Raw genomic sequence first — 25,504 nt, 5'->3', positions numbered from 1 at the left:
GTCAATATGATTCACCACGCCATTAATTGGTCTCGACACCGGCCGCCTCGGCAAAACCCGTTTCACCGCTGCGAATGCTTCCAGTTCCTCAATGTGATGCCAAAGTACTTGGTGAAGGCGCGGCTGAAAGCTGTGCTTGATTTGTAGCCGACGTTTCGTGCAATTTCGTCCGTTGAGACACGAGCCTTCCCAAAGTCGTTCGCCGCGAGTGCCATGCGAATATCCAGCAACAGTCCCATTGGGGAACAACCGAGCTTATGTTGGAAACGACGGAGCAAGGTCGCGCGCGATACCCCGCAATGAGCGGCGAGATCGGAAAGTGTCCAGGATTCGGAAGGTTCAGCAAAAATGCCTTCGAGCGCGGGGACTAACTGTTTGCATCCTGCGACCGCTATTAAACCTGTAGGGGGTTCCTCTACCTCGCTCAGCGCACGGAATAACATCACAAACAGGGCAGGTGCTAGGACGTCAAGGTTGTACGGCGGCCCTTCTTCATTCGTACGCGATTCTTCGTGAATAATCTTCACGAGGCTTCTTAGCTGACTGGTAGTAGCGCTCATCGCATCGGACGATCGCACGATCAGACTTTCGGGCAGATATTTGCGGACAAACGCACCGTGCGGGTGGGCTATGTTCAGGCGACCGCAGATTATTTCCGTATGACTCGGCTCGTCTGTACTCGCTTCGGGACTTGGAACCCGCCGTGTCCGTCGTCTGGTAGAGGCGCGGTCATGGACTTGACTGCGATCATACAAACGATGTGGTGTCCCATGCGGAAAAAGGGCAATGTCGCCAGAATATAGAGATCGCAATTCCGCATTCGGGTACTCCAATGCCGCGTAGCCGTTGAGGATAATGTAAAACGGAATTTCGCCCGGTATCGCCAGATCGAACCCTATCTGCCAATGATTTCGGTACGATGTTCTGGCACCAAAGAACCCGCGTATCGCTAGTATTCCAAGTAGGCGGCTAAGCCAGTCTGATTGAAGCGACACGCTTTCAGTCATCCAAGAAAAATGTGGAAGGCGCCGCCGTTGAGGCGGCACGGATTCATCAGGAATATCGTTGAAATATCTTGGAGATGATCTTCCATTGACCATCGATTTTGAGAAGAGAAAGAAAGTCGTGGAAGCTGGCCCCCATAACGTCGTTCTCCATATCGACTCGGACTACTGCAGCCGTGGGAGCAATAGCCAAAATATCCAGGCGGCTGCGAACGTTTGGCGAGGCCCCCAGCGACTTAAAGAAGCTCGCAAATACCGGGGTAGCGGGGCCTTGAAGTAGGTCATTGCCGCTGTAGCCCCACATCACTGAGTCTTTATGAAAGGCTCGCTCGATGCCGGCGATGTCTCCGGCGCGGTAGCCGTCGATGTACGCCTGTGCGGCCTCAATTACGGCGTCGTACTCACTTGTAGCGATTGGTTTGATGTGCGAAGTCATAGTCATTCCTTGAAAATTTCTCGGTGAAGTCTGGGATCGATGGGTGTCGCCGAACCGAGCAGCGCGACCACCTCAATGCACGGATGAAGGTCTTTTTCGGAGCTGAAGCGATGTCGGCGGGCTCCTTGGTCCCTGCATGATGTTATTTATATGCGCCAAGCATACATCATTTCGGCTTGATTTACATGCTTGGCGCATATAAAATTTCTGCATGAAAGAACGCAAGATCGAGAACGTTGTGGGTGCGCTGGCTTTGGCGCTGTCCGACCCCTTGCATGTCGATACGCAGGCGCAGGCCCCCGAGCCCGGGCCAGCCGCTGCCGCCATTGCATTGATAGGCCATGAGCCGGGGCTTGCTATTGAGCAGCTTCGCCGCGCTTTGCGTCTCTCACATCCTGGGGCAGTTCGTTTGGTAGACCGCCTTGCTAAGGACGGTCTTGTCGAGCGCCAGGCCAGCTCTGAGGATCGGCGCGCTGTGGCTCTGCATCTCACACACGCGGGAGAGGCAAGCTTCGCCGCCATACTGGATGCGAGGCAGAAAAGCATCGCGTGCGCCTTGAAGTCGCTGAGTGGCGAAGAGCGAGAAATATTTGGTCGCTTAGCCGAGAAGCTATTGGGAAGCTTGATACAGAACGTGGATAAGGCCTACCAAGTGTGCCGTTTGTGCGACCGGAAATCATGTGACGCCTGTCCAGTCGAGGAGGCGTTGGAGAGTGACTGAAGCGCACGCCGCACTGTGAGTCCGAAAGCCCACAGCCGTTTCTGAAAGGCATGGATCGGTCACACGTTCTGCCTCGATGAGGTGTTCGGAATGGCTGGAGGCCGGGCCGAGTGAACGATCGACCTTGAATTCGAAGAATTTAGAGAGCGAGAGGAGGGATTGACTATGGAGTTGCGCCATCTTCGCTGCTTTCTTGCTGTTGCCGAAGAGCTTCACTTTGCTCGTGCGGCCGAACGGCTGCACATCGAACAGTCCCCGTTGTCCAGAGCAGTTAAGGAATTGGAAGCCGAGTTGGGTGTGCAGCTTTTCGTGCGAACCACCCGAAGTACCGGATTGACGCGAGCCGGAAAACTGTTCTTGGAGCACGTTCCGCGTGTCTTCGCAGCGTTGCAGCAGGCCCGTGACAGCGCTAAGGCTGCTGTCAATGGCTTTCATCACCAACTGCGTCTCGCGATTTCTGATGGCATTCCGCCGTCACGTTTTTCCACGTTCTTAGCGCTGTGCCGAGAGGAGGACCCGGAAATAGAGATACGGCTATTCGAGGTTCCGTTAGTGCAGCACATCAAAGGACTGCACGATGATCTTTACGACTTGGGCTTTGCTCGATCGAATCATGTAGACGATGGCCTCATCGCCGAAGCTGTTTGGGATGACCTACTAGTGGTTGCCGTGCCTGCACGGCACCCGCTATTGATGTACAAGCGCATCCCGCTGGAGGAGGTTTTGGGCCACCCGCTAGTGCTCGCGGATCCTCAGGCTTGCGAAAGGACAAGCACACTAGAACCGCCTGCAACGGAAACATCTGCTGCATTACAAGGCATCGATGTTTCGGAAGAAATTGAACCATGAAAAAGCTCATGCTTTTTTTACTTGTGGTGTTTTCTGGCCGCGTGCAGCAAGGCTGAGCCTACAGAGACGGTAGAAGTGCTTGCCGGTAGTCCAGACAGACTGCAGCGGCTACGACAGCAGTGCAAAGCTGACCGTACTAGGTAGGCGACGATCTATGCAATCCCTTTAACCACGCGGGTTTGCGAGACCTGTTGACAATCGAGTGGGAGTGATTTGACGTCCTTCGTGGACCTCGATGCTGACCGACGCTGCACTGCACTCTGCTTCGGCAGGTGTGGCGGGTCCGAGGGGCATCGGAATCAGGCTTCTGGCCGATGGCAGACTACCTCGACGTTGTGGCCGTCCGGTCCGATGACGAAGGCGGCGTAGTAGTGCGGGTGGTAGTGCGGCCGCAGTGCGGGAGGCCCATTGTCTTGACCGCCAGCCGCGATGGCCGCCGCGTAGAACGCATCCACCTGGCTGCGGTGCTCGGCGGCGAACGCGAGGTGCAGCGGCGTCGGCTTTTCAGCGGTCGCGTAGATCCACAGTGAGGGCTTTCCGCTCATTCCAAGCCCTGAGCCATGCGGGCCCCGCATGGCGATCGTTACGCCCAATGGCGCCAGAGCGCGAAGAAAAAACGCCTCCAGGCTTTCAGGGTTGCATGAGCGTATGCCTATGTGGTCAAACATGAGCTTCCATCCTCGATCGTGTGGGTTGCGACAGGTGGCATTCGGCTTCTGCGCACGCGATCGTTTCCAGTGTACCCGGCTGTGTGACGTGGTGTAGGCGTAGCCCGATGACGGGGACCCTTTACTGTTCCATCACGGCCTGTGGCGTGTTCCGGAAGCTGATGGCCATACGGTTATAGGTATTCATCAAGCCGATGGCGATGGTCAGGTCAACCAGTTCGCGTTCGTTGAACACGGCGCGGGCAGCCTCGTAGGCGGCGTCTGGCACGCCGGTCTGCGCCACCAGCGTGACCGATTCAGCCCACGCGAGTGCCGCGCGCTCGCGGAGGTCGAAGAGATCACCGCCTTCCCGCCACGCTTGCACCAAGGCGAGTTTCTCGACCTTTACGCCTTTTGACAGCAGGTCGCGCGTATGCATGTCCAGGCAATATGCGCAGTTGTTGATCTGCGAGACGCGCAGGTAAGCCAGGTCGACGAGAACCGGCGACAGGCCGCTTTGCATGACGTAGCCGTAGACGCCGCCGAGGGCTTTGACGCCCGCGGGCGAAATCTGTGCATAGTCGAGGCGCTTGCTCATGATGTGACTCCTGGAGCGGGGTTACTTGAGGGGAGTAGTCAAGGTTTTGTCGTCGCTGTCCGCGACGAACACGGCGAGCAACTTTGCGGGTCTTGTTGCGCTCGCGTTGCGGCTTATACGATGAACGGCGCCGGGTGTCTCGAAGAAGCTCTCGCCGGCATGGTAGACACGCTTCGGCCCGTCATCGACCTGTGACTCGATCTCGCCCGACACGACATAGGCATAGATGAAGGCCGAGCCTGCATGCCGGTGCGCCAAAGACGCTGCCCCGGGTGCATAGTCGACGACGACGGCGGTCAACGACTTGCCCGGGATATTGGGAATGGCGTGCTGGAAGTTCGGTGTGACTGTGTCAGTCCCGCCGTGCGCCAAGGCCGGCACGGCGATGCCAACGGCCATGGCTGTGCAGGCGGCTCTTGCGATGGATTGAATGTTCATTGAAATCCGGCTCCTTTGCGTTTCTGCATTGTCGTGTCACATGCGCGCACGCAAAAGCACCAGGAGTGAACATTTTCACTGTACCAAGAAGCGGTGGCAAAGCAGATCTCGCGGGTCCGTCAGTGGTGCCCACGAGCGATTTCCTGCAGGCGGGAACAGTTGGCTGGCAGGGTTCTTTCATCCAGATTCGTCACGCCGAGCAGTAGCCCCTGCTGCCTCTTATCGCCCATGTACCAAGGTGAAAGCGGCACCGGCGCCAGCCCGAAAGCGCGCGCTCGCGAGGCGATATCGACGTCCGATGCGGATTGGGGAAGCGCGACCACGACGGTCATGCCGGCGGCGGCCTGCACCCTGAGTGATTCCGAGGCCTGTTCCTTCAGACAACGGACGAGCGCTTCCTGCCGCGCGGCGTAGAGGCGTTTCATTCGACGCAGATGGCGCAAATAGTGTCCCTCGTGCATGAACTCGGTGACGGCGTGCTGCACAGGCGCGGCCGGGGCGGGGGACAGGCACGCCGCGACGTCGTCGAAGTGGCGTGCCATGGCCGGCGGGACAATGAGAAACCCCAGGCGCAGCGCCGGGTTGATCGTTTTGCTGAAGGTCCCGGCGTGCAGCACCCGCCCGTCCTGATCCAGCGAGGCCAATGCCGGCGCGGCCCGTCCTTTCAGCTGCAACTCGCCGAGATAATCGTCTTCGACGATCCAGGCGTCGTGTCGTCTGGCCCAGCCGAGCAGTGACATCCGTCGGGCGAGGGACATCGTCATCCCGAGCGGGGCCTGCTGGCCCGGCGTCACCACCGCGAGGACGGCTTCGGGGGCGATCCGGATGCCTGCGTCGACATCGAGCCCGTTCGTGTCCACCGGCACGCCCGCCACGGTCATTCCCGCCAGCCCGAGCGCCGTACGCGTGAGCGGGAATCCGGGGTCTTCCATCCAGGCTTGTCCGCCTTCCACGCGCAGGGCACGAATCGCAAGATTGAGCGCGCCGGAGAAACCTGCCGTGATGAAGACCTGGGACGGGCTGCATCGAAGCCCGCGTGAGACACCAAGATACGCCGCGATCTCCTGTCGCAAGTCCGGTTCGCCACGGGGATCGAGGTAGCCGACCGGAGTTGCCGCCGCGCGGCGCGCCGCGCGCGCCTGTATGCGTGACCAGAGCTTGAATGGAAAGGCGTCCTGGGCGGGCACACCCATTTGAAATGCCAAAGGCGCCGCATTGAAGTCGTAGAACAGATCAGGCAGCGGCGGCGTCTCGGGCGACCACCCGGTCGTCGCTGGCGAGGGCCGCGCGGCGACTCGGGTGCCTGCCGCGCCCAGGCCGATCGCGTACTGCTCGTCGATCAGACGTTCATAGGCGGCCCGCACCGTGCCCCGGGACACCCCGAGCTGGGCGGCCAGATCCGACCAGGAGGGCAGCCGCGCGCCGGCGGCAAGCTGGCCCGACCCGATCGCGTCTCGAATCGAGCCGTAGATTTGCGCCGACAGAGAAATACGCCCGGAGCGGTCGAGGCCGACGGAAAGCTTGCTCATGGACGCGATAGTACATTCGGATTGTTCAAACTTGGGTCTTTTGCATGACCCAAGGGCAGCGTAACTTTGCCGGTGTGGCGCTGCCGGAGCATTCCCATGCGATGTCTCCGGACCAGGCGGCGCCCTCCGGAAGTCCAGCGTGTCGCGGAAACCGACCGCTATTCATCGCTCGAGGCACCTGATGAACCAGGATAAAGAAACACCGGCGAACGACATGGCCGGCGTCATCATTCCCGACAGCCGGCTGGCGCGCGAGGCCGCACAGCTCATCCGCGACACCGAAAGCGAATTGCTTTTCAACCACTCGACACGGGTCTATCTATGGGGCGCGCTGCTGGGGAAACGAAAGGGTGTCGCCTTCGATCCGGAGCTGCTCTACGTTGCGGCCATGTTCCACGATATTGGCTTGACGTCAGCCTATCGCGAAAGCGGATTGCGTTTTGAAGTTGACGGCGCCAACGCGGCGCGCGATTTTCTGCGCAGTCATCACGTCGACGAGGCGGATGTCGCGAAGGTATGGAGCGCAGTTGCGCTCCATACGACGCCGGGCATTCCCGAGCACATGCACGGCGAAATCTCGCTGGTGCAGGCCGGAGCGGGGATGGACGTGGCGGGACGGGGCTTTGACGACTTTACCCAGGAACAGCGCGCGGCGGTCATCGCGAGATTTCCGCGCGGCGCTGATTTCGCGGACAGGATGATCGATGCCTTTTACGAAGGCATGAAGCATCGCCCGGGCACGACGTTCGGCACGTTCAACGACGATTTCCTGGCATACAAGGACCCGGACTTCGAGCGCGTGAACCTGTGCGGCATCATTTTGAGTTCCCCGTGGACATTTCCCACTCACTGAAGAAGTCCCATGTCTCGTCGCCATATCCAATCGTTCGTTAATAAACCGAGCCGGCTCTTGCTGGTATCGATCTCCATCGCCGCTACCTCGCTGCTGACCGCCCAGACGGCGTTATCTGCCAGCAGCCAAACGGCGACGCCCGATGACTATTTCCACACGGGTGCAGGCGCCCGATACCTGCGGCGGGCTGATTCGGATCTCACGATCGAACCCTTGCGCGGAGACATCTCGGTGGTGATGGGCTCCGGTGGCAACATAACCGTTCTGTCCGGCAAGGAAGGCAAGTTCCTCGTCGACGCCGGCATCAGCAAGTCGCACGAGAAGCTGCGGGCCGCATTGGACAATATCAGTTCATCACCGCTGAAGTACGTGGTGAACACGCACTGGCATTGGGATCACACCGATGGCGACGGATGGATGCATGCGGCGGGGGCCACCATCGTGTCGCACGGAAATACGCTGAAGCACCTGAGCGAAAAGACACACGTCAATGCATGGAACTGGACCTTCTATCCCGTTCCAGTGGAAGCGCGGCCGACGCTATTGGTCAATCACAAGAAGACGTTCACGTTCGCAGGAACCGAAATCGACGTGGAAAACTTCGGCGGTGGGCATACCGACGGCGACCTATGGGTTTATTTCAGGAAGGCTGACGTACTCGCGTTGGGAGACACCTTCTGGAACGGTTTCTATCCGTATATAGACAATGAAGACGGCGGCAACATCGACGGCGCGATCCATTGGGCCAACGAGGCTGTCGCGCGCACGACGGAGCACACGATAGTCATTCCCGGTCACGGGCCCGTCGGCACGCGCGCTCAGCTGATCGAATTCCGGGACATGCTGGTCGCCGTCCGCGACAACGTGGCCGCGCTGAAACGACAGGGAAAATCGCTCGACGAAATCGTCGCCGCCAAACCTACGGCCGCTTTCGACGCCAAATGGGGCAATTTCGTGTTCAACGGCGATCAATTCACGAAGATGGTGTACGCGGGTCTATAGGCGGGTCCGGCGAGCTCTTTCAGTGCGCCGATGCGGGGTAGACCGGAATCGCGGCGTAGCCTCGGGAGTCATGCGCCGGAACTGGATGTACTTGGGGCAATTTTTCGCGAATGGCTCTGATGAGCGCGATATCCGTGTGCACCTCAGCGTCCTTCTCGCCGATCAGCCAACGCCGCATCCAGGGCTTCTCCGCAGGGATATCGATGCCTTCCATTTGGAACACCAGATCGCCTGACCCGTATCTCGACTCGGCCAAATCAGAAGTATAAACTTCCGGCCTATTGGAGACAGCGTTTTAACCGTTGGCCGAATGCTGGCGCGCGTATTCGGCAGGTATCTGCCGCTTCAGTCCGGAGCGGGGAGGAGCCTCGTTATAGTACGTCCGCCAGGCGTCAATTCTCCCCTTGGCAATCCGCTTTTGATTGTCCTGATAGCCTTCACGACACGACATCAAGTGCACGTGCAGGTATTCATAATGCACCCTAGTGTGCGCGCTCTCATGGGTGCGCATTATTAGGGCGTCGCTGTCGCGCTGTTATGCTCATAGCGATACCGCGATCGGACATCATCACCCGTGCGGATGTTTTGGTTACGCCTATGTCATAGCGATTCTTCAGGTTGTCCGCCAGTCCAAGGCGCTGTCGGGGCTTCAGAGCCTTTTTGCCGGTTATAGAACGCGGCCTCGATAACACACATCTCGCGGTAAAGCTCAGGCACCGGCGTGCCCAGCTCGCCCCGCTTCAGCGACGGCAACTCTGCTCGGTGTGCTTCGATTTCTTTACAGTTCAGCCGCCATTCCGTCTTGTGAAATCGGATTCGCTTTGTCTAAAATTCACGTCGCGACAAAAGATTAGGGCAGGCTCATGCCCAGCAAAGGCGGTCGACGCACCCCATTGATTGGACTGTCGTGCAGTTGCAACGCCTCACATAGGAGCCAGTTCGATCGAGATAACTCAAATGAATGTTGTATTAGGTGATCAAGATTTGTTTCGGCAACATGCTTTAATCGCCTATCAGCGGATCAAGCGATGATTGATTGACTAAAGGTGAAAGGGTGATTATCTTTCCGCTGGCTGGCTTACCTCATCTGTAACTTTGGTCGCATTTTTGAATTTTGCAGTTGCGGACGATGGGACGGCGCCGACCCGGGAGAATGGTCATGACGGTCAAGCGATTGCTGCTTCTTAGCGGCCAAATGCGGTCTGGAAAAAGCTCGCTCGCACAGGTGCTTAAGGAAAATTATAATTTTCAAGGCATTAGCACCAGTGGGTATCTCAAGAGTCATATTCACCCAGCGAGCGGTGACGTCACGCGTTCGTGGATGCAAAATCTCGGCGATCAGCTAGACCAGGAAACCGATTTTGCATGGGTTGTTGACTCGGTCGCTATTCCTGCAATGGAGGCAGCGCCCGCAACTGAAAGCTGGTTGATCGACGCAGTCCGAAAGCCACGCCAAGTCGAGCACTTCCGGGCGTGGTCTCCCTACGCTGTGCGGCATGTTCACCTTTACGCACCAGAGTCGATCCTGCAGGTCCGGTATGCAGCGGGGCTTTCGGCGGGCGACCCTACCTATTCGTCCGCGATTGCACACCCGAATGAAGTGGCCGCCAGTTCGTTAGGTGTCTTTGCTGACCAAACTTTCGACACTTCGCAAGCTTCGGCGTTGGAGATCGCAAAGCAGATCATTCATCTTTGGAGAGCCTGACCCATGCATAATCGCCAGATCGTGGTCATCAGCGGAAAGACGTGCAGTGGCAAGACAGGGCTGGCAAATCTCCTCGAAAGGGAGTTTCACTTCCGGGTAGTGCGTACCAGACAGGTATTGGCCAAACTCGATAATCCGGAAAAATTCTGGGATGACAGGCAGACATTGATCGCGCGTGGCGTGACAGCCGACAAAGCCACCGATTCAAAATGGTTGCTTCACGCGACCCAAGAGGTTTTGAGGGGACTGGATCCAGACAGATCGATTGTTGTTGACCATCTCAGCACTCCTGCGCAAGTCGCCCAATTTCGGAGGGTTTTCGGAGAGGACTTGATTCATGTGCATCTGTATGCGAGCAACCAGACACTGCAGGAGCGCTACGCACACACGGAGGGACAGCGGGAAGGCGCGCCCGCGTATGCCGAGATCGACCACCTGAAGGACGAGGAGGACATCCGCGCACTCAAGGACGATGCTGATGTCCGTATCTACACCACGCGGTCTGATGCAAGGGATACGCTGGTCCGGGTGGCTGCCCGCTTGCATCTCTATACGCCTCCCGAGATTCGTTGTGTTGACGTTCTGATTGGCGGTCAGTATGGAAGCGAAGGCAAAGGTAATGTTGTTTCTTACCTCGCTCGCGAATATGACGTCATAGTGAGGGTTGGCGGTCCAAACGCAGGGCATACGGTCGCGAGCACGCAGGGACCATACACCTATCACCACCTGCCTTCCGGTGCGCGCGACGTTGACAGTCGCTTGTTGCTTGGTCCCGGCATGACAATTCGCCTGAAGGGGCTCTTTGATGAGATCTGCGACTGCAATATTGGGCCGGACCGGCTTTTTATAGACCCGCAAGCTACTATCATCGAAGATGAGGATGTCGAGAGAGAGGGAGCGCATCTCGTTTCGACGATCGCATCGACAGGTAGCGGCAGCGGCGCGGCGACAGCGCGACGTATATTGAGCCGTGGAAAGTCGAATTTTCGTATGGCCAAAGACGTTCCGGCGCTCGCACCGTACGTGGGTACGAAAGGTAATTACCATGGTACGACTGCAGACAGGCTTGAGGAGGCTTACCGTAAAGGACAATCTATCCTGCTTGAGGGTACCCAGGGGAGCGGGCTGAGTCTTTTCCATGGGACCTACCCGTATGTGACCTCACGCGATACCAATGTCGCGGGGTGTCTTGCCGAGGCTGGCATTTCCCCAAGCCGGGTACGGAAAATCCTGATGGTGATACGGCCGATGCCGATCCGGGTGGGCGATCCTGATGGCGACCAAGGACATACATCTGGTCCTCTGAAGCACGATACAACGTTTGACGAGATTGCCAAACGTGCAAAGCTTGACGCAACGGCGTTGCATCGGGCAGAAAAGACTTCCACGACAAAGCGGAAACGCCGGGTCGGATGGTTTGAGTGGGAGCAATTCCGGAAGGCTTGCGCGCTGAATGCTCCGACAGATATCGTCTTAACCTTCGCAGACTATCTCGACGCTAGTAATCGAAACGCGCGGCGTTTCGAACAGTTGACCCCTGACACCATCAAGTTCGTGGAGGAGCTGGAGCGGGTTTCGCAAGCTCCGGTTTCCCTTATTAACACGCGTTTCCCTCGGGAAGAGGATGGTACCGAAGATCTGCGCTCGCTAATTGATCGACGAAACTGGATGGCACGTACCCACTCAAAATAACAGCATGGAAATAGATAAACTGATTGAGTTGTACCCGCGGCTATATCACATGGCGGAGTGCGGTACATGGGAGAGTATAAGCGCGCGCGGGCTGCTAAGCGCAAGTGCTGTGCTGGACTACTTTCAATTAGAAGGTGATGACCGGGCACCCTACGAGAGCATGCAGCGTCCGAGAAAAATGGAAGTGCTTGCTAAGCATCCGGAAGGAATTGTGCTCCGTGATCAAAAACCGATGCCTCGAAGCCGGCTTTTGGCCGCTCTGCAGGACGGGATTACCCCGGAAGCGTGGTACCGCATGATCAATGCCAAGGTTTTCTTTTGGGCGACACGGGAGAGATTGATAGGTTTGCTCAATGCGAGAGACTATCGGGCACTTGAGCATGATGTGTTGACAATCGATGCGGCTTCGTTCATCCGCCACTACAGAGATCGAATATGGCTTTGCCATATGAATTCTGGCAACACGTGGCCGGTACCCCACCAGCGCGGGACGGATACGTTCCGTCGGATTGCTGACTATCCTGCGAAGGCTTCGGGAAAGCCAGTTAAGCCGGTGGCAGAACTGGTGGTCGATCAAAGCGTACCGGATATCGCACGCTATGTGATCGAAGTGCATCGAATGAGGGGCGAGGAGGTGCTCGGTCGGATACTGTAACCTTGACCGGCGTGGTCCGTATGATACGAATCCGCTTAAGATACGCGCGACGCGGTTGCATGTCGACCCCAATGTATTCGATGGGATTCAAGCCGGAAATGCGGGATGACGCGAGATTGTGTAATGACAGGCGCCACCGTCGTGTTGGGCTGAATGATGGTGTGCGCTAGTGCGCCTTTGTGCTTGTTGTCAAATACTCGCGTCTCCTTCATCTCCGTGCTCAAAGTCGTTTCCTCGATTACGACTGCGCAGGATTTTAATCGGTCAGCACATAAACGTACTCATAGCTGACGAAATACGCGCTCTTCTGCTGGCAGCGCACTGTCCACGCTGGATGCCGTGGCAATCTGGCTGTTGAGCCGGATTGGTCGGACGAGAACCACCGTACGTTCGGCCGTGCCACCTGCATCGGGCGCTCCCCGGATCGGCTTGAACCTCCATTCTAGCTGGACGCATGGACGTCTTGCGACCCCACAAGTACCCGAGCACCGAGTTAGAAGTAACGTGCTTGACTGGTCCGCGCTTCTAACGACCATCGATTTCCGTTTCGACCTATAAGCAGTACTCCCACTACATCGGAAGCCATGGAGCTAGCGCAATGCCGCATGCAAACGTAAAGCTGACTCGTCAAGCGAGACGAAAGAGAGATGAGACCGTAGCTGCCTCGGTCTTCGAACTAATGAGCGACAAGATCGTTGGCGGCTGTCTACGAATTGATGAGTTGATGGATAGTCGGGCGCAGCACCTTCGTAAGATGGCGGATGAGATCGAGGCAGACCAATATCTTTGGAACCCTACGTTGATCGCTGCGATCGTTCGTATGGTTGCAGCAGAACCGATGCGCTTCCCGGACCTCCCGTGGTCGCGTCCCTTCGCTATTTTGCTTTTCGAAGGTGAACCTGACTTCGAGCCACCAGTACGGTCCGCGGGAGCTATTCCGAAAATTTCACGCGCTAATGTCAGATGGGCGTTCTTCTTGTTGGTCGTGGAGTACGGCATCTCCAAGAACTTGGCGCGCGAGCTAATTGCCAAACGGTGCGACGTTTCCACTGAGGCTATTGAGAATGCCCTTGGAAAACACATGCGCAAGTATTGCGATGGTGTGTTGGCGCAAAAGATCCCTGATCCCCGCCTGAAGGGCTGAAACTTGGCAAGAATTCTCCTGAGTTGTTTCCTAGAAAAATTCGGTGCTAACCACTTTAATGCACATCAGGGCCGCTGTAGCACTCGGCAGACGTGTAGGAGACCAGGTGAGTGAAATTAAGCCGCTGATCACGATCAGCACAGCAGTGAATATCGATGAAGGCGCGTTCGATGTGGTTTCAAAGGTCTTGCATGACAATCAAGGGATAGTGTCAGCTGTTTGCATACTTGCGACGGCAGTCATTCTCTATATGACAGTAAAGGTCATCTTCCGTAGCCTTATTTCAATACTCCAGGTCGTTGCGCAGATGAACAATCAGAATGCAACTGAGCCCAACCGTCGCTGTTAGGCCCTGCGTAGGTTGTGTGCGATGCTACTGACGCTAGGTTCGCGGATCGTATGGGCCCCAGCCCAAGGATTCTGCAAGCGCCGGTCTCCTGTAGGTTGGAGAGCTGGTTTCAGCGTGACCCACGTCGAATCGGTAGTAGCCGGACCTGCGTTTCTTGTGGGCCGCTTCAAGATGAACGGTCCAGTATCTCAAGTGTAGCTTGTCGCTCCATCCACCATGAATCTCCTTGAAATCGGCCATGCCGACCGCGCCTTACCAAACTGGAGTAGATAGCGGTGGATCCGTACTTCCACCTGCATATATACCAATTCGGTTCTGTTCGCGCCGTGCCTGGATTGGCTCCCGCCTCCCGCTGTCTTTCATTCCCATCGAGCTGGCCCGCTCATCTGTCCCGCAGGACTGATCTGTGCGCACTCTCAGGATGACATGAAGCACCCTCCAAGAGAGCCACGCCGCCGCGTCTCCCTCGCGTTTTGTGTTCGCGAGAACGGCGAGCTCTTTCAGTGCGATCGTAAGCTCCCCCACTGCGTAGACATCAGCCAGTAGAATTTCGGGGCCTCCAAGAGTCGGAGACTCCCTTGAAGAAAAGCAGGTTTACAGAAAGCCAAATCGTTGCGGTGTTGAAGGACGCCGTGCGGTCGGACCGCGCCAGGTTGGCCGCTGCCTAGTTGATGTCCGCATTGCCCATATCGACGAGCGACGAGCGCTGACCCAGCGCCATGCTAGGTCGGTGAAATACAATCCCGCCACCCGCCGCGATGATTAGGGCCACCGCGTCGCTGGCGTCGATCACCACCGAGGCATCGGGGCTCAGCTCAACCAGCCGGTAGCCCATACTGAAGGGCCAGCGCAATGGCTGTCCCGAAGTGGACGAGTTCGACGATGGTATCCGCTATGCGGAGCGCCACGTCATCGATCTGCTCAGCGCGACGGCGCCCGGATTCGCCAGGAAGTATCCGTGTTCGCCCGGTGTAACTTCTATGCCGGGATGACGCGGTTCAGGCAGGCCAGCCTGTCAGAGCGCGCCTGGCCGATTCTTCCAGTTGTTCCTTGATGACGCCATCCTGTGCCTGAACGGCGAGTCCCAATGCAATCATATGAAGATACGCCGCCAGCGCCCCTGGGTCGGCGCTGGGCGATAAGTCGCCATCCGCTTTCGCCTTCTCGAATCGTTCCGTCAGTGCTTCCCTGGTTCGATGTCGTTGGGCAGCCGAGGCGCGGGGAACATCGTCGTTGCCGACGCCGGCTGAAAGTCCGGATTGAATCAGGAAACAACCCAGGGGTTCGTTCGGGTCGACGAGCCAATCGATGGTGTCGAACAGCATTCGCTCCGCAACTTCGCGCGCGGTTGCTCCAGCCAGAACATAGTCCCGGCGCGCGGTTCGTCTACTGCGATACTGCGCCAGAACCGCGTCAAAGAGTCCTCGTTTGCTTCCCCAGGCCGCATAGATGCTGGGTGAGTTGAGTCCCATTGCCTTGGTCAATTCGGCCATGGATGCTCCTTCGTATCCGTGGAGCCAAAAAACTTCCATTGCCCGATCCAGAACCTGTGCTTCGTCGAAGATTCGCGGCCGCGCCATCTGAGGATCCTATCAATTTTGATGATCATTACATAATTCTCTTGCCTGGTCAGGTGCGGCAGGTTATGTTATGAACGTTACAAAACTGGAGCGGTTCATGGGTACGTCTTCGAAGGGCAAGGTCGCGGTCGTCACTGGTGGCGCCACTGGCATCGGGTTCGGGATCGCGCGGCAACTCGCGGAAGATGGGGCTACCGTTTTTATCAGTGGACGCCGGAAGGCTGAGCTCGACAAGGCAGCAGCGGAAATCGGCAGCAATGCTGTCGCCGTACAGGCGGATGTCGCCAAGCCCGCCGACCTGGATCGGCTCTATGAAACGGTGCGCGCGCACAGCGGCCGGCTCGACATCCTGGTCGCGAACGCCGGCGTGCAGGTCAAGCAGGGGTTGGGCTCGATTACGGACGACGCCCTGGACTTCCAACTTGCCGTCAACTTCAAAGGCACGATTCATACCGTGCAGCAGGCGCTTCCTCTGCTCACCGATGGCGCATCGGTCATTCTGGTGTCCTCGGCTACCGCATCAAAGGGATTGCCCGAGCGCACCGTTTACGCCGCAACCAAGGCCGCCATTCGCAGCTTCGCGCGAACCTGGGTCACTGAACTGAGGGACCGTCGTATTCGGGTCAATGTTGTCAGCCCGGGCCCCGTCGAGACGCCCGCGCTGGCGGCTGCGCTGACAGACGCGAAAGCAATGCAGGTGTACAAGGAGAGGATCGTCGGCGCCGTTCCCTCAGGGCGTATGGGGCAGCCAGAAGAAATGGGAGCTGTCGTCGCCTTTCTGGCATCCGACGCGGCGAGCTATATCAATGGGGCGGATATACAGGCGGACGGTGGTTTCGCGCAGGTTTGAGCCGACGCGGAAGGTGTTGTCCGCAGCCGATACCGCCCTGGGGACGCCGGGCAGCGTCGAATTCGGGATCATCCGCGGCTAGCGTGCATTGTCCCGCGCGCTGTCGTATTCCGCTTGAGCGCGTTCCAGTTGGGGTCCATAGGTCAGCGCCCAATCATAGAGCGCGGCGAAAGGCGGTTGGAGCGACCGTCCGAGCGGCGTGATCGTGTATTCGACCCCAACCGGCGTCGTGGGCAGCACTTCTCGCCTGACCAGGCCGTTTCGCTCCAGGCGCTTCAGCGCATCGGCGAGCGCCTTGTGCGTGATGCCGTCGAGACGGCGCATGATCTGGTTGAAGCGTGACGGCCTCGAGCAGAGAACGGTCAGGATCAGCACCGACCATTTGTTGGCGATGTGCTCCAGGATAGGCCGCGTCCTTTGGGCATCAATCAGCGCTTCGTCCTCGACGCAATGTTCCATCTGGTGCGCCGTGCTTGGCTGGGCCGGTGACTGCGGGAGAGTGTCAGGCATAGGTTTACTTAGTGATATCTAGGCTATATATAGTGCGTAATTGACCGTAAGTATAATCTGTATATCATGAGCCTCATCAATTTCAGACGAGGTTCCTATGAGCAAACTGGCGAACAAGGTTGCCGTCGTGATCGGCGGAGGCAGCGGCATTGGGGGTGCCATCGCACAACGGTTCGCGGCCGAGGGCGCGCAGGTCTACGCAACCAGCCGCGCGGCCACGGATAGCGTTGCAAAACCGTCACCGCAACAGGGCGAAGGCAGCATTCGGACTATTCGCGCCGATGCCGGCAGCCTCGTCGATCTTGAACAGGTCTTCGCCAAGGTCCGCTTGGAAGCAGGGCGGATCGACGTGCTGGTGTTCAATGCCGGCATTTCGGAATTCGCGCCGCTGGGCGGCATCGACGAGGATCATTTCGATAGGACCTTCGGCCTGAACGTTCGCTCGCTGGTTTTCGCCGCGCAAGGCGCCGCCGATCTCATGCCGGCGGGTGCGGCGATCGTGCTTATCGGCTCAATCGCCGGCGCGATCGGCACAAAAGGTTATGGCGTCTATGGCGCCAGCAAGGCCGCGGTGCGTTCCTTCGCTCGCACGTGGGCGAACGAACTTGCGCCCAGGGGCATCCGCGTCAACGTCGTCAGTCCTGGGCCGATCGATACCGCGATGTTCGCCGCCGTCTCGGACGAGGTGCGCGATACGCTAACCGAACTCATCCCGCTCGGCCGCCTGGGCAGGGCTGAGGAGGTCGCCGCCGCGGCGCTTTTCCTTGCAAGCGACGACAGCAGTTTCACGACTGGCGCTGAACTGGCCGTTGACGGTGGGATGGCGCAGGTTTGAAGGGGGCCACTGAGCGAAGTGACTTCGCTCAATGGCAGAAATGTCAGCCAGGTCCATCGCTCGCGGCCGCAAGAAGCGGGACGACGAGATCGCTGATCGGGGTAGGGATACCGTGCAATCGCCCCCGTCGCTGCACGACCCCGTTTCGGCAGTCCCATTCAAGCGGGCGGTCAGCCTGCCGGTCGGCGAGTATCGAAGTGCCGAGGTCGGCCGGGTAGCCTTGGAAGGCGTCTACGATCTCTTGCGGAACCTCGTCGCCCAGCGTCGCACCCTCTGCCCGGGCAACCTCAAGACATTCCTGCAAATACGCGAGTGCCAACCCGGCAATGTCGGCACGGGAATACATGCCAGCGCGACGCCCTGCGAGTACCATCAAGCCGGCGACCGCGTTCTGTAGAAGCTTGCGCCACGCGACGGACTTGAAGTCCGCCACGACGTCGACTGAACACCGGGTGCCTCTCAAGGCCGTCTGGACGATGCTGCTCCCTGGCGTGTCTGGCAATGTAATCCGCGCCTTGGCCCGCAGCCAGACCGAGGCGTCGTGCTCGCGTTGAGCAGGAAACCACACCACCGAGGGCAGGACTGCGCTACCAGGCACATATGGGGCAAAGAGCGTTTCCTGTTCAACGCCGTTTTGCAATACGCAGACCACGGTCCTGTTTCCGCACAGGGCAGAAAGCCACGATGCTGCGGCGTCCACCTGTGTGGACTTCACCGCGACAAAAACCAGGTCGAACGTTGCTTTAACGTCGGCCGGATTGGTGCGCACGGGTCCCGGTACCACGATATGACCGCCGTCGAAGCGCAGTTCCAGGCGTTCGTGCGCCGAGCGGCCGAAAATGGCGGGTGTGCGCCCGGCCTCGTGCAGGGCCGCCGCCACGGTCGTACCGATGGCCCCGGGCCCAATCAGGGCGATGGTTGGATTTTCTGAAATCGTCATTTAGCGTGCCGTCCCAATTGCGTTGAGTGTGCCGATGCCTGCAAACACTTTAGCGATGAAATCCATGAATACCATGGCGCGCCTGGGCAAAAGGCGGTTCGCCGCATACAGAATCTGGATCGGTACGAGCGGTGCTTCGTAGCCGGGCAGCACCCGTTGCAGGTTGCCGCTGGCCAGCCCCGCCTCGAACAACCATGCCGGCCCGTAGGCGACACCGACGCCGGCATCGACCGCTTCCTGGACCGCTTGCGGCGAGTTGACCCGAAGTCTTCCCGAGACGGGAATGTCGCCGTCCCGGAAGTGCCAGCTGCTTCCCGACGATAACAGCGTGTAGACGATGCAGTCATGCGTGCGCAGATCGGCCGGCTCGCGCGGCACACCATGACGGGCAAGGTAAGTGGTGCTCGCGACGCATATACGCTCGAACTGTCCAATGCGGCGCGCGCGTAACGCGCTGTCCTCGAGATGCCCGATGCGGATCGCCAGTTCCGCGCCTTCGTCGACGAGGTTGACATAGCGATCACCAATCTGAAGATCGAGCGCAAGGCCGGGGTACCGCGCGAGGAACGCCGGCACCTGTGGCAGGACGAAGGTGTGCGCCAATGCGGTTGGACATGCGACGCGCAGCAGGCCGGTGGGCTCGGCCTCGTCGCGCAGGGAGGATTCCGACTCCGCAACCGCGTCGAGTATCTGGCGGGTTTCTGCGTAATAGCGCTCGCCTTCGGGGGTCAGCGTAAGCCGGCGCGTCGTACGAAGTAACAGCCTCGTTTGCAAATGCTCTTCCAGCGCGGCGACATACCGGCTCACATTGGGCTGGCCGAGGCCCAGGTCCCGCGCCGCCGCGGAAAAGCTGCCTGTTTCCACGGCTCGCACGAAGCAGGTCATCAGCAGGAAGCGATCCAAATCAGCCCTCTATTCATGCAATTCAGGCATGAATTATATGTCGCTATCGAGTCTTATCCTATCTGGGGCATGGGTTCATCCTGCGGACTGGGCCAGCCGCGCATCCGCGCGCTGGCATCGTTCACTCAGGAGCACCATCATGTCCCGTCTGCAAGGCAAACGCACCCTCATTACCGGGGGCACCACCGGTATTGGCCTGGCCACAGCGAAGCAATTTCTCGCGGAAGGCGCGCGCGTCGTCATCACCGGCAACAACCCCGATAGCATCGCCAGGGCGCGGGCGGAGCTAGGCCCCGACGTGCTCGCACTGCGTGCCGACTCCGCCGACGTCGCGGCGCAATGCCAGCTTGCCGAAGCCGTCAAGGCGCACTACGGCCAGCTCGACGTCGCTTTCCTCAATGCGGGCGTTTCGGTCTGGCAACCGATCGAGGCATGGACGGAAGATACGTTCGATCGCTCGTTCGCCATCAACGTCAAGGGACCGTACTTTCTGATCCAGGCGCTGCTGCCGGTTTTTTCCAATCCTGCGTCGGTCGTGCTGAACACGTCGATCAATGCGCACGTCGGCGCGGCGCGTTCATCGGTGTATGCGGCGACCAAGGCGGCGTTCCTCAACTTCTCCAAGACGCTGTCGAGCGAACTGCTGGATCGCGGTGTGCGCGTCAATGCGGTCAGTCCCGGCCCGGTCGAAACCCCGCTGTACGATAAGCTCGGTATTCCCGACGCTTATCGCGACCAGGTCAATCAGGACATCGTGCGCACCATCCCGTTCGGCCGTTTCGGCAAGCCAGACGAAGTGGCAAAAGCGGTGATCTATCTTGCCTCCGACGAATCGGCCTGGACGCTTGGTGCGGAGCTTGTCGTGGATGGCGGCAGGCTGTTGAATACAGCCAACTGACGGTGCTAGAGGGCGCCCGCCGCAATCGCATCCGCGAGACGCGGGAAAATTGCCTTGAAGCCGAGATCGTCGCGAATGCGGCGACAGTCGAGTAGCGCATCGAATGCCGCGCCACGTTCGGCCGCCGATCCGTCCGGCGGCGTGGCGCCCACCGCCGCCAGTAGTTCGGCAATCTCGGGCGCGTCGTCGTCGGCCACGTTATAGATGCGATACGTCGGGTCCGGCTTGTCGAGCAAGCGCATCACGGCCTGGGCGATGTCCGCGTGGTGGCCGATCGACATCCGCTGAGTTGGCCGCCATCCCTGCATGTGGGGCACGATTTCCGCAATATGCGGATCGCCGTCGCCGTAGACGAAGGGCAGACGCAGCACGCGCACATCCAGGTGTTCCATACCTAGAAGAAAGCCCTCGGCGGCCAGCTTGCTCACCGGATAGGCGACCGTCGGCGCGCAAGCGTCGTCTTCCGATGCAGGGCGTCCGCCGGTTGAACCATAGACGAGGCCTGTGCTCAGGAAAACGAACCGCTTCACGCCGGCGTCGCGCGCGGCGACGGCAAGCGACTGCGTTCCCAGATCGTTGACGCTATGAGCTTGCTCCGGCGTCGCACCGCGAAAGAACGCCGCGCAGTGGACGATTGCATCCGCGTCGCGCACCGCCGCACGCAGCGAATCGGGATCGAGAAGGTCGCCTTCGATGAGCTCGACCTGATTCGTGTTCAGTTCAGCCGCACGAGTGCGGTCGCGTATCAGGGCACGCACGCGGTCGCCGCGCTGTACCAGCCGTTTGACGAGGCGGCTACCGACTTTTCCGGTTGCACCGGTCACGAGAATTGTCATGCAAGGCCTCCAGCCAAGGTGCGAGATACGCAAACTGTATCGGGCTATGGCGGGCATGCATTGGAAAAAACGGACAGGGCGAGCCCGCGTCGTGCGACGGCCAGGCGTCGTCTACTATAAGGCCATGCATCCCGTTTCCATGTCGCGCAGGCACCCCATGTCCTTTATCGAATCGATGATCGTCGACGAATGCGTTGCGAACGAGTCGATGGTAGCGATTCCTCGTCCGGAGGTGCATCTCGTCGTCAGGGTGGGAGCTTCGGCCCAGCGAGGATTGGACATGCATGTGCTCGGCGCCCGTCGGTACGTCACGCGCAAGACTATTCGCAAGGGGCAATTGACTGTCGTCGCGCGTCTTCAATTGGGAACCGCCGCCGCGGTGCTCGGGATGCCGGCATCCGCGGTCTCGGGCCTTATCGTGCCGGTCGAAGACGTCTGGGGCGCAAGTGAAGCGCGAGCGATATACGACCAGCTTGCCTCGGCGGCTAGCCCCAACGACGCTGCGCGTATTCTCGAACGCGCGATTGCGGGACGGTGCTTGCCCGACCGGCCTCCTGGCGATCGCACGTTGCTCGTGCGCGAAGCCGCAAGAAAGTTGCTCGACGCCAATGTGTACGAGGTTGCGGCCGGCCTCGGCATCAGCGAGCGGCATCTGCGGCGCGTGTTTATCGAAGCGGTTGGCATGAGCCCCAAGATGTTCTCCAGGCTGAGGCGGTTTTCGCGTGCGACCGACCTGGCGCGTGCGGACCGCCGCACGAACTGGGCGAGCATCGCCGCGGAAGCCGGGTTTTACGATCAGGCCCACCTCATCGAAGAATTTCGCCACTTCACGGGTGTGACGCCCGAGGCGTTTATTCACGAAATCAGCGTCGCTCATGACCGAAAGCTAGGCCCGTTGGAGGTCTTTCATTGGGTGGAATATTGAATGGACAGGCTGGAAGCGATGGCTATCGTGCTGCTCACGGTCGAAAAAGGTAGTCTTACCGCGGCCGCAAAGGCCTTGAATATGCCGCTGCCGACCGTTAGCCGGAAGGTCACGGAACTCGAAGAGTACCTCGGCACGAAGCTGCTGCATCGTTCGACGCGCAAGCTGACCTTGACCGATGCCGGCCAAGCTTATGTCGAGTCGGTCAAACGTGTCATGGAAGACATCGAGGAAATCGAACGAGCTGCGGCTGGCGAGTACAACACTCCTCGGGGAGAACTGGTTCTCACCGCGCCAGTGCTGTTCGGCCATATGTATATCTTGCCCATTGTCACCGACTTCCTGGCTGCCTATCCCGAGATCAACGTGCGGTTGGTTCTCTCCGATCGGAACCTTCATATCTACGATGATCACGTTGACATGGCAGTCCGCATCGGCATCTTGCCGGACAGCAACATGATCGCAACCCGTGTTGGCGCGATGGATACACTGGTGTGTGCTTCGCCGGACCTGCTTGCTGCGCACGGCAAGCCAAAACGCCCGAGTGACCTGGAAAAGCTTCCATGCGTTGTCTTCGCTGGCCCTTCCACCGCAACATGGTGGTTTCGGGATCCGGCGACCAAACGTGATTTCAGCGTCAACATCATCCCGCGCCTGTCGGTGACCACCGCCGAGGCCGCGGTACAGGCGGCGCTCCGTCACACCGGTTTGACGAGGGTGTACCGCTACCACTGCGATGCCGCGCTCCGCGCAGGGGAGCTTGTCCACGTCCTTCCGAAGTTCGATGTCGAGTCGATACCTGTGAGTCTCGTCCATGGGGAGCGCGGGCTGTTGCCGCTCAAGATGAGAGTCTTCCTCGACTTCGCAGTCGACCGGTTGCGGTCGGCGATGTCCGAGCTGGGTGGGGCCTGACGGGCCTCCGCCTTGCCGAATGCGCTTTTTTCCAGTTCCTTAATACTTTCATTTGATGGAATACTGGTTCTCAAAATTGACTAATTATTGTCTTGAATGGAAGTCTGTACTATTTCTCCTACCGAAGCCACGGTGGCTCGGATTAACGGAGAAATCTCATGGCCCGCCTTGCAATCCCCTCGAAAGAAGCCGCTCCCGCCAAAGCGCAACCGATCCTCGCGAACTACGAAAAAGTTCTCGGCGTGATCCCGAACTTCTTCGCCCTGATCTCGAAATCTCCTGACGCCCTGAAGGCGATCGCCGACATGCACGGCGCACTCGGCAAGAGTCTCGGCCACAAGACTCGGGAACGCATCCACGTGATGACCGCCGAAGTGAACGGCTGCAACTACTGCCTGTCGGCGCACACCTACCTCGGCGCGAAGCTGCAGGGGCTGACGCCGGAAGACATGGAACTCAATCGTGACGGTCATTCGACCGATCCCAAGGCCGACACGGCGCTGCAGTTCGCCTACAAGATCGCCACGTCGCGCGGTCACATTGAAGACGCGGATATCGAAGCAGTGCGTGCCGCGGGTTACACCGACGAGCAGATCGTCGACATCGTCGCCGAGACCGCTTTCAGCTTCATCACCAACCTCTTCAACAACACGTTCAAGACCGACATCGACGCGACGTTCCCGCCGCGTCAAACCAGGGCCCGTCAGGCCGCCTGAAGTCCGGGGGGAGGGCGTCATATGAAGCGTCCGGCTACCTGGTCTCGAAGGGTTGCTCCGTTCTGACCACGCGCAATTCTCCATGCGCGCGTTCGTCAGCGGCGTGTACGGGCTGTGCTCAAGCCGCTGCGCTGTCGCGATGCGAGACGGCGTCGTACCAGCGGCGAAGGGAAACTTGGCCAGCCGCGCGTGATGTCTGCGAATAGATTCTGCGCGCGCCGCGTGCTGGATCTCGTCGACCACGGCGGTCGCCTCTTTCTCGCCGCTGCCGTAGTGAACCAGGACTTGCGCTCCTGCCACGGCCAGCATTAAGGCTGTGGCCCGGCCGATACCGCGAAGCACCTTTGTCATTCCCGGCGCGGAACCGCCCAAACATCACCTTGACAGGTAGTGGCATATGCAATCAAATTCCTGTTTGTTGGCGTATGCATGCATTCCCACGTGGTTATCGTTCGCGTATGCCTTGCAGCAACCCCCATTGGGTGACTCAGGAGGTGCGTGATGCCTTACCTACAGCTGGACGTGAACGACAGCTATCCCGTCGACGTCAAACAGAAACTCGCCAGGAAGATGGCGACGACCTACGCCGATCTCATGACGGTCGATATCCGCCGCATCAGCATCGCAATCAGGGAGGTTGGCGAAGGTGGCGTTTGGCGGACGGTGGACGGCGAGGCCGTCCCGGTCTCCGTCCTGATGTGCGACATCCGCAGGGGGCGACCGTCGGAATTGCGGATGGAAGTTGCGAAGGCCCTGTGCGCCGATTGCATCGCTATTCTTGGCCTGCGGGAAGACCGGCTGAACGTCGAGTTCACGCAACATTCCGGCGACGAGATGTACCACCCGACTTTGGGTGGCTTCAGCCCTGAGTGGTCGGAGAACGAGGCCTAGGCGGTGCGGTCATCAATGTAGCCGCCCCGCGCCGCCCGAGGTGCGCTGTATCGCCTGCGGCGGCTGTCCGAATGCGCGCAGAAATGCCTGTCGCATGCGCTCGCGGTCTCCGAAACCGGTTTCGCGCGCAATCACTTCGATCGGGTGACGGGTGGTCTCCATCATCAACCGGGCGGCTTCGACGCGAAGACGCTCGATAGCCTTGGCGGGCGATTGGCCTGTCTCTTCCCGGAATACGCGGCTGAACTGACGAGGGCTCAGCCGCGCGACTTCGGCCAAGGACTCCACCGACAGATTGCTGCCAAGGTTCTCCCGGGCATGAGCCAGAGCCAGCTGGACCCGATCGGATTTCGCGTCCAGTTCGAGCAGTGCGGAGAACTGTGATTGGCCGCCGCCACGACGTTGATACACCACGAGCTTGCGCGCGACCATGCGGGCCGTCTCCAACCCGAAGTCCTTTTCTACGATTGCGAGTGCGAGATCGACGCCCGCCGTCATGCCCGCGGAAGTCCATATCTGCCCATCGATCACGAAGATGCGGTCCTCGTCGAGCAATACCTTGGGATACTGCTTTCTGAATGCTTGCGCATGGAACCAATGCGTCGTCGCGTGCTTGCCGTCGAGCAGGCTCGCAGCGGCCAGGACAAACGTGCCAGTGCAGATGGAAGCGACCCGCCTGCTTTCATTGGGCGCATTGTGTATGTAGTCCAGCAGGCTGGCCGGGGGCAGGCGGCAGTCATTGTCGCCGGCCACGATGAGCGTGTCGTACGCCGAGTCCCGAAGCCGATCCGTATTGACGGAAAAGCTCTGGGACGTCATCACGGGGCCGCCATCCTCCGACACCAGCCGAAAGTGATACGTCCTTTCCCCGCGCAAGAGATTGGCGTATTCGAACACGCTCGCCACGGCGAGGCCGAGGGCCTGGAAATTCGGATAAACGACGAGTCCGATGGTGTGCATGACGATGCTATACAGGGTTGTCCTGATTCGTTGAACATATCATGAAAGAGATACCGCGACGGGTACGCTCGTCGCAGAGATAGCGGTCAGGGGCAATGACCTGAATCATTGCATATACGTCATTGA

The 25,504-nt window shown here is 59.2% G+C and carries 29 protein-coding genes and 1 pseudogene; 16 read left to right on the top strand and 14 right to left on the bottom strand.

Translation table 11 applies throughout. From position 1 onward, the window contains the following. Nucleotides 1-62 precede the first annotated feature (62 nt). A complete protein-coding gene (locus tag CAL12_RS17030; RefSeq protein ID WP_086065723.1) occupies nucleotides 63-1,100 on the bottom strand; it encodes an AraC family transcriptional regulator in 1,038 nt (345 codons plus the stop codon). Continuing rightward, entirely contained in the window at nucleotides 1,054-1,440 is a 387-nt protein-coding gene (locus CAL12_RS17025) for a nuclear transport factor 2 family protein (protein WP_086065722.1), read from the bottom strand. The genes CAL12_RS17030 and CAL12_RS17025 overlap by 47 nt, the downstream gene beginning before the upstream one ends. A gap of 211 nt (nucleotides 1,441-1,651) precedes the next feature. Here CAL12_RS17025 and CAL12_RS17020 point away from each other — a divergent pair, with 211 nt between their 5' ends. Together CAL12_RS17020 and CAL12_RS17015 are read left to right on the top strand one after the other, a co-directional pair. Next, on the top strand, nucleotides 1,652-2,161 hold the full coding sequence (locus CAL12_RS17020; protein ID WP_086065721.1) for a MarR family winged helix-turn-helix transcriptional regulator: 510 nt from the start codon (nucleotides 1,652-1,654) through the stop codon (nucleotides 2,159-2,161). A gap of 165 nt (nucleotides 2,162-2,326) precedes the next feature. Continuing rightward, nucleotides 2,327-2,926, top strand: a pseudogene (locus CAL12_RS17015) (LysR family transcriptional regulator); the annotation flags it as partial. A 383-nt stretch (nucleotides 2,927-3,309) separates the two neighbouring features. On the opposite strand, the gene CAL12_RS17010 reads toward CAL12_RS17015, so the two are convergent. From CAL12_RS17010 to pdxR, 4 genes are all read right to left on the bottom strand, one after another. Further along, the gene (locus CAL12_RS17010; protein ID WP_086065719.1) at nucleotides 3,310-3,678 is read right to left on the bottom strand and encodes a VOC family protein; all 369 of its coding nucleotides are present in this window, start codon (nucleotides 3,676-3,678) and stop codon (nucleotides 3,310-3,312) included. A 121-nt stretch (nucleotides 3,679-3,799) separates the two neighbouring features. Beyond that, complete coding sequence (locus tag CAL12_RS17005) at nucleotides 3,800-4,255, bottom strand: carboxymuconolactone decarboxylase family protein (protein ID WP_086065718.1); 456 nt, start codon at nucleotides 4,253-4,255, stop codon at nucleotides 3,800-3,802. Nucleotides 4,256-4,276: 21 nt separating this feature from the next. Further along, entirely contained in the window at nucleotides 4,277-4,693 is a 417-nt protein-coding gene (locus tag CAL12_RS17000; RefSeq protein ID WP_086065717.1) for a cupin domain-containing protein, read from the bottom strand. A gap of 119 nt (nucleotides 4,694-4,812) precedes the next feature. After that, a complete protein-coding gene (gene pdxR / locus CAL12_RS16995) occupies nucleotides 4,813-6,222 on the bottom strand; it encodes a MocR-like pyridoxine biosynthesis transcription factor PdxR (RefSeq protein ID WP_086065716.1) in 1,410 nt (469 codons plus the stop codon). Nucleotides 6,223-6,403: 181 nt separating this feature from the next. Here pdxR and CAL12_RS16990 point away from each other — a divergent pair, with 181 nt between their 5' ends. Together CAL12_RS16990 and CAL12_RS16985 are read left to right on the top strand one after the other, a co-directional pair. Then, complete coding sequence (locus CAL12_RS16990; RefSeq protein ID WP_086065715.1) at nucleotides 6,404-7,075, top strand: HD domain-containing protein; 672 nt, start codon at nucleotides 6,404-6,406, stop codon at nucleotides 7,073-7,075. 9 nt (nucleotides 7,076-7,084) lie between these two features. Beyond that, the gene (locus CAL12_RS16985) at nucleotides 7,085-8,077 is read left to right on the top strand and encodes an MBL fold metallo-hydrolase (protein WP_086065714.1); all 993 of its coding nucleotides are present in this window, start codon (nucleotides 7,085-7,087) and stop codon (nucleotides 8,075-8,077) included. Nucleotides 8,078-8,096: 19 nt separating this feature from the next. Here the strand turns inward: CAL12_RS16985 and CAL12_RS16980 are convergent, their stop codons facing one another. Then, the gene (locus tag CAL12_RS16980) at nucleotides 8,097-8,291 is read right to left on the bottom strand and encodes a hypothetical protein (protein ID WP_157793020.1); all 195 of its coding nucleotides are present in this window, start codon (nucleotides 8,289-8,291) and stop codon (nucleotides 8,097-8,099) included. A 945-nt stretch (nucleotides 8,292-9,236) separates the two neighbouring features. Here CAL12_RS16980 and CAL12_RS16975 point away from each other — a divergent pair. The 5 genes from CAL12_RS16975 to CAL12_RS16955 all read left to right on the top strand — a co-directional run bounded on the left by CAL12_RS16975 (nucleotide 9,237) and on the right by CAL12_RS16955 (nucleotide 13,622). Continuing rightward, nucleotides 9,237-9,782 carry a hypothetical protein gene (locus tag CAL12_RS16975; RefSeq protein WP_086065712.1) on the top strand — a complete coding sequence of 182 codons (546 nt, stop codon included), beginning with the start codon at nucleotides 9,237-9,239 and terminating at the stop codon, nucleotides 9,780-9,782. A 3-nt stretch (nucleotides 9,783-9,785) separates the two neighbouring features. Next, nucleotides 9,786-11,474 carry an adenylosuccinate synthetase gene (locus CAL12_RS16970; RefSeq protein WP_086065711.1) on the top strand — a complete coding sequence of 563 codons (1,689 nt, stop codon included), beginning with the start codon at nucleotides 9,786-9,788 and terminating at the stop codon, nucleotides 11,472-11,474. A 4-nt stretch (nucleotides 11,475-11,478) separates the two neighbouring features. Next, on the top strand, nucleotides 11,479-12,129 hold the full coding sequence (locus tag CAL12_RS16965; protein WP_086065710.1) for a DUF7002 family protein: 651 nt from the start codon (nucleotides 11,479-11,481) through the stop codon (nucleotides 12,127-12,129). Between the two features lie 679 nt (nucleotides 12,130-12,808). Then, nucleotides 12,809-13,273, top strand: a complete 465-nt coding sequence (locus CAL12_RS16960) for a hypothetical protein (protein WP_086065709.1) — start codon at nucleotides 12,809-12,811, stop codon at nucleotides 13,271-13,273. Nucleotides 13,274-13,379: 106 nt separating this feature from the next. After that, nucleotides 13,380-13,622: a hypothetical protein gene (locus CAL12_RS16955; RefSeq protein ID WP_086065708.1), complete on the top strand. Its 243-nt coding sequence runs from the start codon at nucleotides 13,380-13,382 to the stop codon at nucleotides 13,620-13,622. A gap of 664 nt (nucleotides 13,623-14,286) precedes the next feature. On the opposite strand, the gene CAL12_RS28320 is transcribed toward CAL12_RS16955, so the two are convergent. Both CAL12_RS28320 and CAL12_RS16945 read right to left on the bottom strand, forming a co-directional pair. Beyond that, nucleotides 14,287-14,457, bottom strand: a complete 171-nt coding sequence (locus tag CAL12_RS28320) for a hypothetical protein (protein ID WP_198298263.1) — start codon at nucleotides 14,455-14,457, stop codon at nucleotides 14,287-14,289. A gap of 163 nt (nucleotides 14,458-14,620) precedes the next feature. Continuing rightward, a complete protein-coding gene (locus CAL12_RS16945; protein WP_269768441.1) occupies nucleotides 14,621-15,154 on the bottom strand; it encodes a TetR/AcrR family transcriptional regulator in 534 nt (177 codons plus the stop codon). Nucleotides 15,155-15,272: 118 nt separating this feature from the next. Here CAL12_RS16945 and CAL12_RS16940 point away from each other — a divergent pair, with 118 nt between their 5' ends. Next, on the top strand, nucleotides 15,273-16,052 hold the full coding sequence (locus CAL12_RS16940; protein ID WP_232464551.1) for an SDR family NAD(P)-dependent oxidoreductase: 780 nt from the start codon (nucleotides 15,273-15,275) through the stop codon (nucleotides 16,050-16,052). Nucleotides 16,053-16,130: 78 nt separating this feature from the next. On the opposite strand, the gene CAL12_RS16935 is transcribed toward CAL12_RS16940, so the two are convergent. Further along, nucleotides 16,131-16,511 (bottom strand): winged helix-turn-helix transcriptional regulator, encoded by a 381-nt coding sequence (locus tag CAL12_RS16935; protein ID WP_198298262.1) that lies wholly within the window; start codon nucleotides 16,509-16,511, stop codon nucleotides 16,131-16,133. A 148-nt stretch (nucleotides 16,512-16,659) separates the two neighbouring features. On the opposite strand from CAL12_RS16935, the gene CAL12_RS16930 reads away from it, so the two are divergent. Then, nucleotides 16,660-17,397, top strand: coding sequence for an SDR family NAD(P)-dependent oxidoreductase (locus tag CAL12_RS16930; RefSeq protein WP_086065703.1), 738 nt, complete (start codon nucleotides 16,660-16,662; stop codon nucleotides 17,395-17,397). Nucleotides 17,398-17,440: 43 nt separating this feature from the next. Here the strand turns inward: CAL12_RS16930 and CAL12_RS16925 are convergent, their stop codons facing one another. Together CAL12_RS16925 and CAL12_RS16920 are read right to left on the bottom strand one after the other, a co-directional pair. Beyond that, entirely contained in the window at nucleotides 17,441-18,337 is an 897-nt protein-coding gene (locus CAL12_RS16925) for an oxidoreductase (RefSeq protein ID WP_086065702.1), read from the bottom strand. Continuing rightward, nucleotides 18,338-19,240, bottom strand: a complete 903-nt coding sequence (locus tag CAL12_RS16920; RefSeq protein WP_086065701.1) for a LysR family transcriptional regulator — start codon at nucleotides 19,238-19,240, stop codon at nucleotides 18,338-18,340. It lies immediately after the preceding gene. Between the two features lie 139 nt (nucleotides 19,241-19,379). On the opposite strand from CAL12_RS16920, the gene CAL12_RS16915 reads away from it, so the two are divergent. Beyond that, nucleotides 19,380-20,138 (top strand): SDR family oxidoreductase, encoded by a 759-nt coding sequence (locus CAL12_RS16915; RefSeq protein WP_086065700.1) that lies wholly within the window; start codon nucleotides 19,380-19,382, stop codon nucleotides 20,136-20,138. Between the two features lie 5 nt (nucleotides 20,139-20,143). On the opposite strand, the gene CAL12_RS16910 is transcribed toward CAL12_RS16915, so the two are convergent. Then, nucleotides 20,144-20,974 (bottom strand): NAD-dependent epimerase/dehydratase family protein, encoded by an 831-nt coding sequence (locus tag CAL12_RS16910; protein ID WP_086065699.1) that lies wholly within the window; start codon nucleotides 20,972-20,974, stop codon nucleotides 20,144-20,146. Nucleotides 20,975-21,131: 157 nt separating this feature from the next. Here CAL12_RS16910 and CAL12_RS16905 point away from each other — a divergent pair, with 157 nt between their 5' ends. The 4 genes from CAL12_RS16905 to CAL12_RS16885 all read left to right on the top strand — a co-directional run bounded on the left by CAL12_RS16905 (nucleotide 21,132) and on the right by CAL12_RS16885 (nucleotide 24,418). Next, the gene (locus tag CAL12_RS16905; RefSeq protein ID WP_086067948.1) at nucleotides 21,132-21,899 is read left to right on the top strand and encodes a helix-turn-helix domain-containing protein; all 768 of its coding nucleotides are present in this window, start codon (nucleotides 21,132-21,134) and stop codon (nucleotides 21,897-21,899) included. Beyond that, nucleotides 21,900-22,811 (top strand): LysR family transcriptional regulator, encoded by a 912-nt coding sequence (locus CAL12_RS16900; protein WP_086065698.1) that lies wholly within the window; start codon nucleotides 21,900-21,902, stop codon nucleotides 22,809-22,811. It begins immediately after the preceding gene. Between the two features lie 158 nt (nucleotides 22,812-22,969). Further along, nucleotides 22,970-23,527, top strand: coding sequence for a carboxymuconolactone decarboxylase family protein (locus tag CAL12_RS16895; protein ID WP_086065697.1), 558 nt, complete (start codon nucleotides 22,970-22,972; stop codon nucleotides 23,525-23,527). Between the two features lie 501 nt (nucleotides 23,528-24,028). Further along, nucleotides 24,029-24,418, top strand: coding sequence for a tautomerase family protein (locus CAL12_RS16885; protein ID WP_086065696.1), 390 nt, complete (start codon nucleotides 24,029-24,031; stop codon nucleotides 24,416-24,418). Between the two features lie 12 nt (nucleotides 24,419-24,430). Here CAL12_RS16885 and CAL12_RS16880 read toward each other — a convergent pair whose 3' ends face one another. Then, the gene (locus CAL12_RS16880) at nucleotides 24,431-25,378 is read right to left on the bottom strand and encodes a GlxA family transcriptional regulator (protein ID WP_086065695.1); all 948 of its coding nucleotides are present in this window, start codon (nucleotides 25,376-25,378) and stop codon (nucleotides 24,431-24,433) included. Between the last annotated feature and the right edge of the window lie 126 nt (nucleotides 25,379-25,504).

The sequence above is a fragment of the Bordetella genomosp. 8 genome (assembly GCF_002119685.1).
Lineage (GTDB): Bacteria > Pseudomonadota > Gammaproteobacteria > Burkholderiales > Burkholderiaceae_B > Bordetella_C.
This window is presented reverse-complemented; position numbering and strand designations above follow the sequence as displayed.

Excerpts from the sequence above, each read along its gene's own strand:
- CAL12_RS17030 (WP_086065723.1), bottom strand. The coding sequence starts at position 1,100 with ATGGTCAATGGAAGATCATCTCCAAGATATTTCAACGATATTCCTGAT.
- CAL12_RS17025 (WP_086065722.1), bottom strand. The coding sequence starts at position 1,440 with ATGACTTCGCACATCAAACCAATCGCTACAAGTGAGTACGACGCCGTA.
- CAL12_RS17020 (WP_086065721.1), top strand. The coding sequence starts at position 1,652 with ATGAAAGAACGCAAGATCGAGAACGTTGTGGGTGCGCTGGCTTTGGCG.
- CAL12_RS17010 (WP_086065719.1), bottom strand. The coding sequence starts at position 3,678 with ATGTTTGACCACATAGGCATACGCTCATGCAACCCTGAAAGCCTGGAG.
- CAL12_RS17005 (WP_086065718.1), bottom strand. The coding sequence starts at position 4,255 with ATGAGCAAGCGCCTCGACTATGCACAGATTTCGCCCGCGGGCGTCAAA.
- CAL12_RS17000 (WP_086065717.1), bottom strand. The coding sequence starts at position 4,693 with ATGAACATTCAATCCATCGCAAGAGCCGCCTGCACAGCCATGGCCGTT.
- pdxR (WP_086065716.1), bottom strand. The coding sequence starts at position 6,222 with ATGAGCAAGCTTTCCGTCGGCCTCGACCGCTCCGGGCGTATTTCTCTG.
- CAL12_RS16990 (WP_086065715.1), top strand. The coding sequence starts at position 6,404 with ATGAACCAGGATAAAGAAACACCGGCGAACGACATGGCCGGCGTCATC.
- CAL12_RS16985 (WP_086065714.1), top strand. The coding sequence starts at position 7,085 with ATGTCTCGTCGCCATATCCAATCGTTCGTTAATAAACCGAGCCGGCTC.
- CAL12_RS16980 (WP_157793020.1), bottom strand. The coding sequence starts at position 8,291 with ATGGAAGGCATCGATATCCCTGCGGAGAAGCCCTGGATGCGGCGTTGG.
- CAL12_RS16975 (WP_086065712.1), top strand. The coding sequence starts at position 9,237 with ATGACGGTCAAGCGATTGCTGCTTCTTAGCGGCCAAATGCGGTCTGGA.
- CAL12_RS16970 (WP_086065711.1), top strand. The coding sequence starts at position 9,786 with ATGCATAATCGCCAGATCGTGGTCATCAGCGGAAAGACGTGCAGTGGC.
- CAL12_RS16965 (WP_086065710.1), top strand. The coding sequence starts at position 11,479 with ATGGAAATAGATAAACTGATTGAGTTGTACCCGCGGCTATATCACATG.
- CAL12_RS16960 (WP_086065709.1), top strand. The coding sequence starts at position 12,809 with ATGAGCGACAAGATCGTTGGCGGCTGTCTACGAATTGATGAGTTGATG.
- CAL12_RS28320 (WP_198298263.1), bottom strand. The coding sequence starts at position 14,457 with ATGGGCTACCGGCTGGTTGAGCTGAGCCCCGATGCCTCGGTGGTGATC.
- CAL12_RS16945 (WP_269768441.1), bottom strand. The coding sequence starts at position 15,154 with ATGGAAGTTTTTTGGCTCCACGGATACGAAGGAGCATCCATGGCCGAA.
- CAL12_RS16940 (WP_232464551.1), top strand. The coding sequence starts at position 15,273 with ATGAACGTTACAAAACTGGAGCGGTTCATGGGTACGTCTTCGAAGGGC.
- CAL12_RS16935 (WP_198298262.1), bottom strand. The coding sequence starts at position 16,511 with ATGGAACATTGCGTCGAGGACGAAGCGCTGATTGATGCCCAAAGGACG.
- CAL12_RS16930 (WP_086065703.1), top strand. The coding sequence starts at position 16,660 with ATGAGCAAACTGGCGAACAAGGTTGCCGTCGTGATCGGCGGAGGCAGC.
- CAL12_RS16925 (WP_086065702.1), bottom strand. The coding sequence starts at position 18,337 with ATGACGATTTCAGAAAATCCAACCATCGCCCTGATTGGGCCCGGGGCC.
- CAL12_RS16915 (WP_086065700.1), top strand. The coding sequence starts at position 19,380 with ATGTCCCGTCTGCAAGGCAAACGCACCCTCATTACCGGGGGCACCACC.
- CAL12_RS16910 (WP_086065699.1), bottom strand. The coding sequence starts at position 20,974 with ATGACAATTCTCGTGACCGGTGCAACCGGAAAAGTCGGTAGCCGCCTC.
- CAL12_RS16905 (WP_086067948.1), top strand. The coding sequence starts at position 21,132 with ATGTCCTTTATCGAATCGATGATCGTCGACGAATGCGTTGCGAACGAG.
- CAL12_RS16900 (WP_086065698.1), top strand. The coding sequence starts at position 21,900 with ATGGACAGGCTGGAAGCGATGGCTATCGTGCTGCTCACGGTCGAAAAA.
- CAL12_RS16895 (WP_086065697.1), top strand. The coding sequence starts at position 22,970 with ATGGCCCGCCTTGCAATCCCCTCGAAAGAAGCCGCTCCCGCCAAAGCG.
- CAL12_RS16885 (WP_086065696.1), top strand. The coding sequence starts at position 24,029 with ATGCCTTACCTACAGCTGGACGTGAACGACAGCTATCCCGTCGACGTC.
- CAL12_RS16880 (WP_086065695.1), bottom strand. The coding sequence starts at position 25,378 with ATGCACACCATCGGACTCGTCGTTTATCCGAATTTCCAGGCCCTCGGC.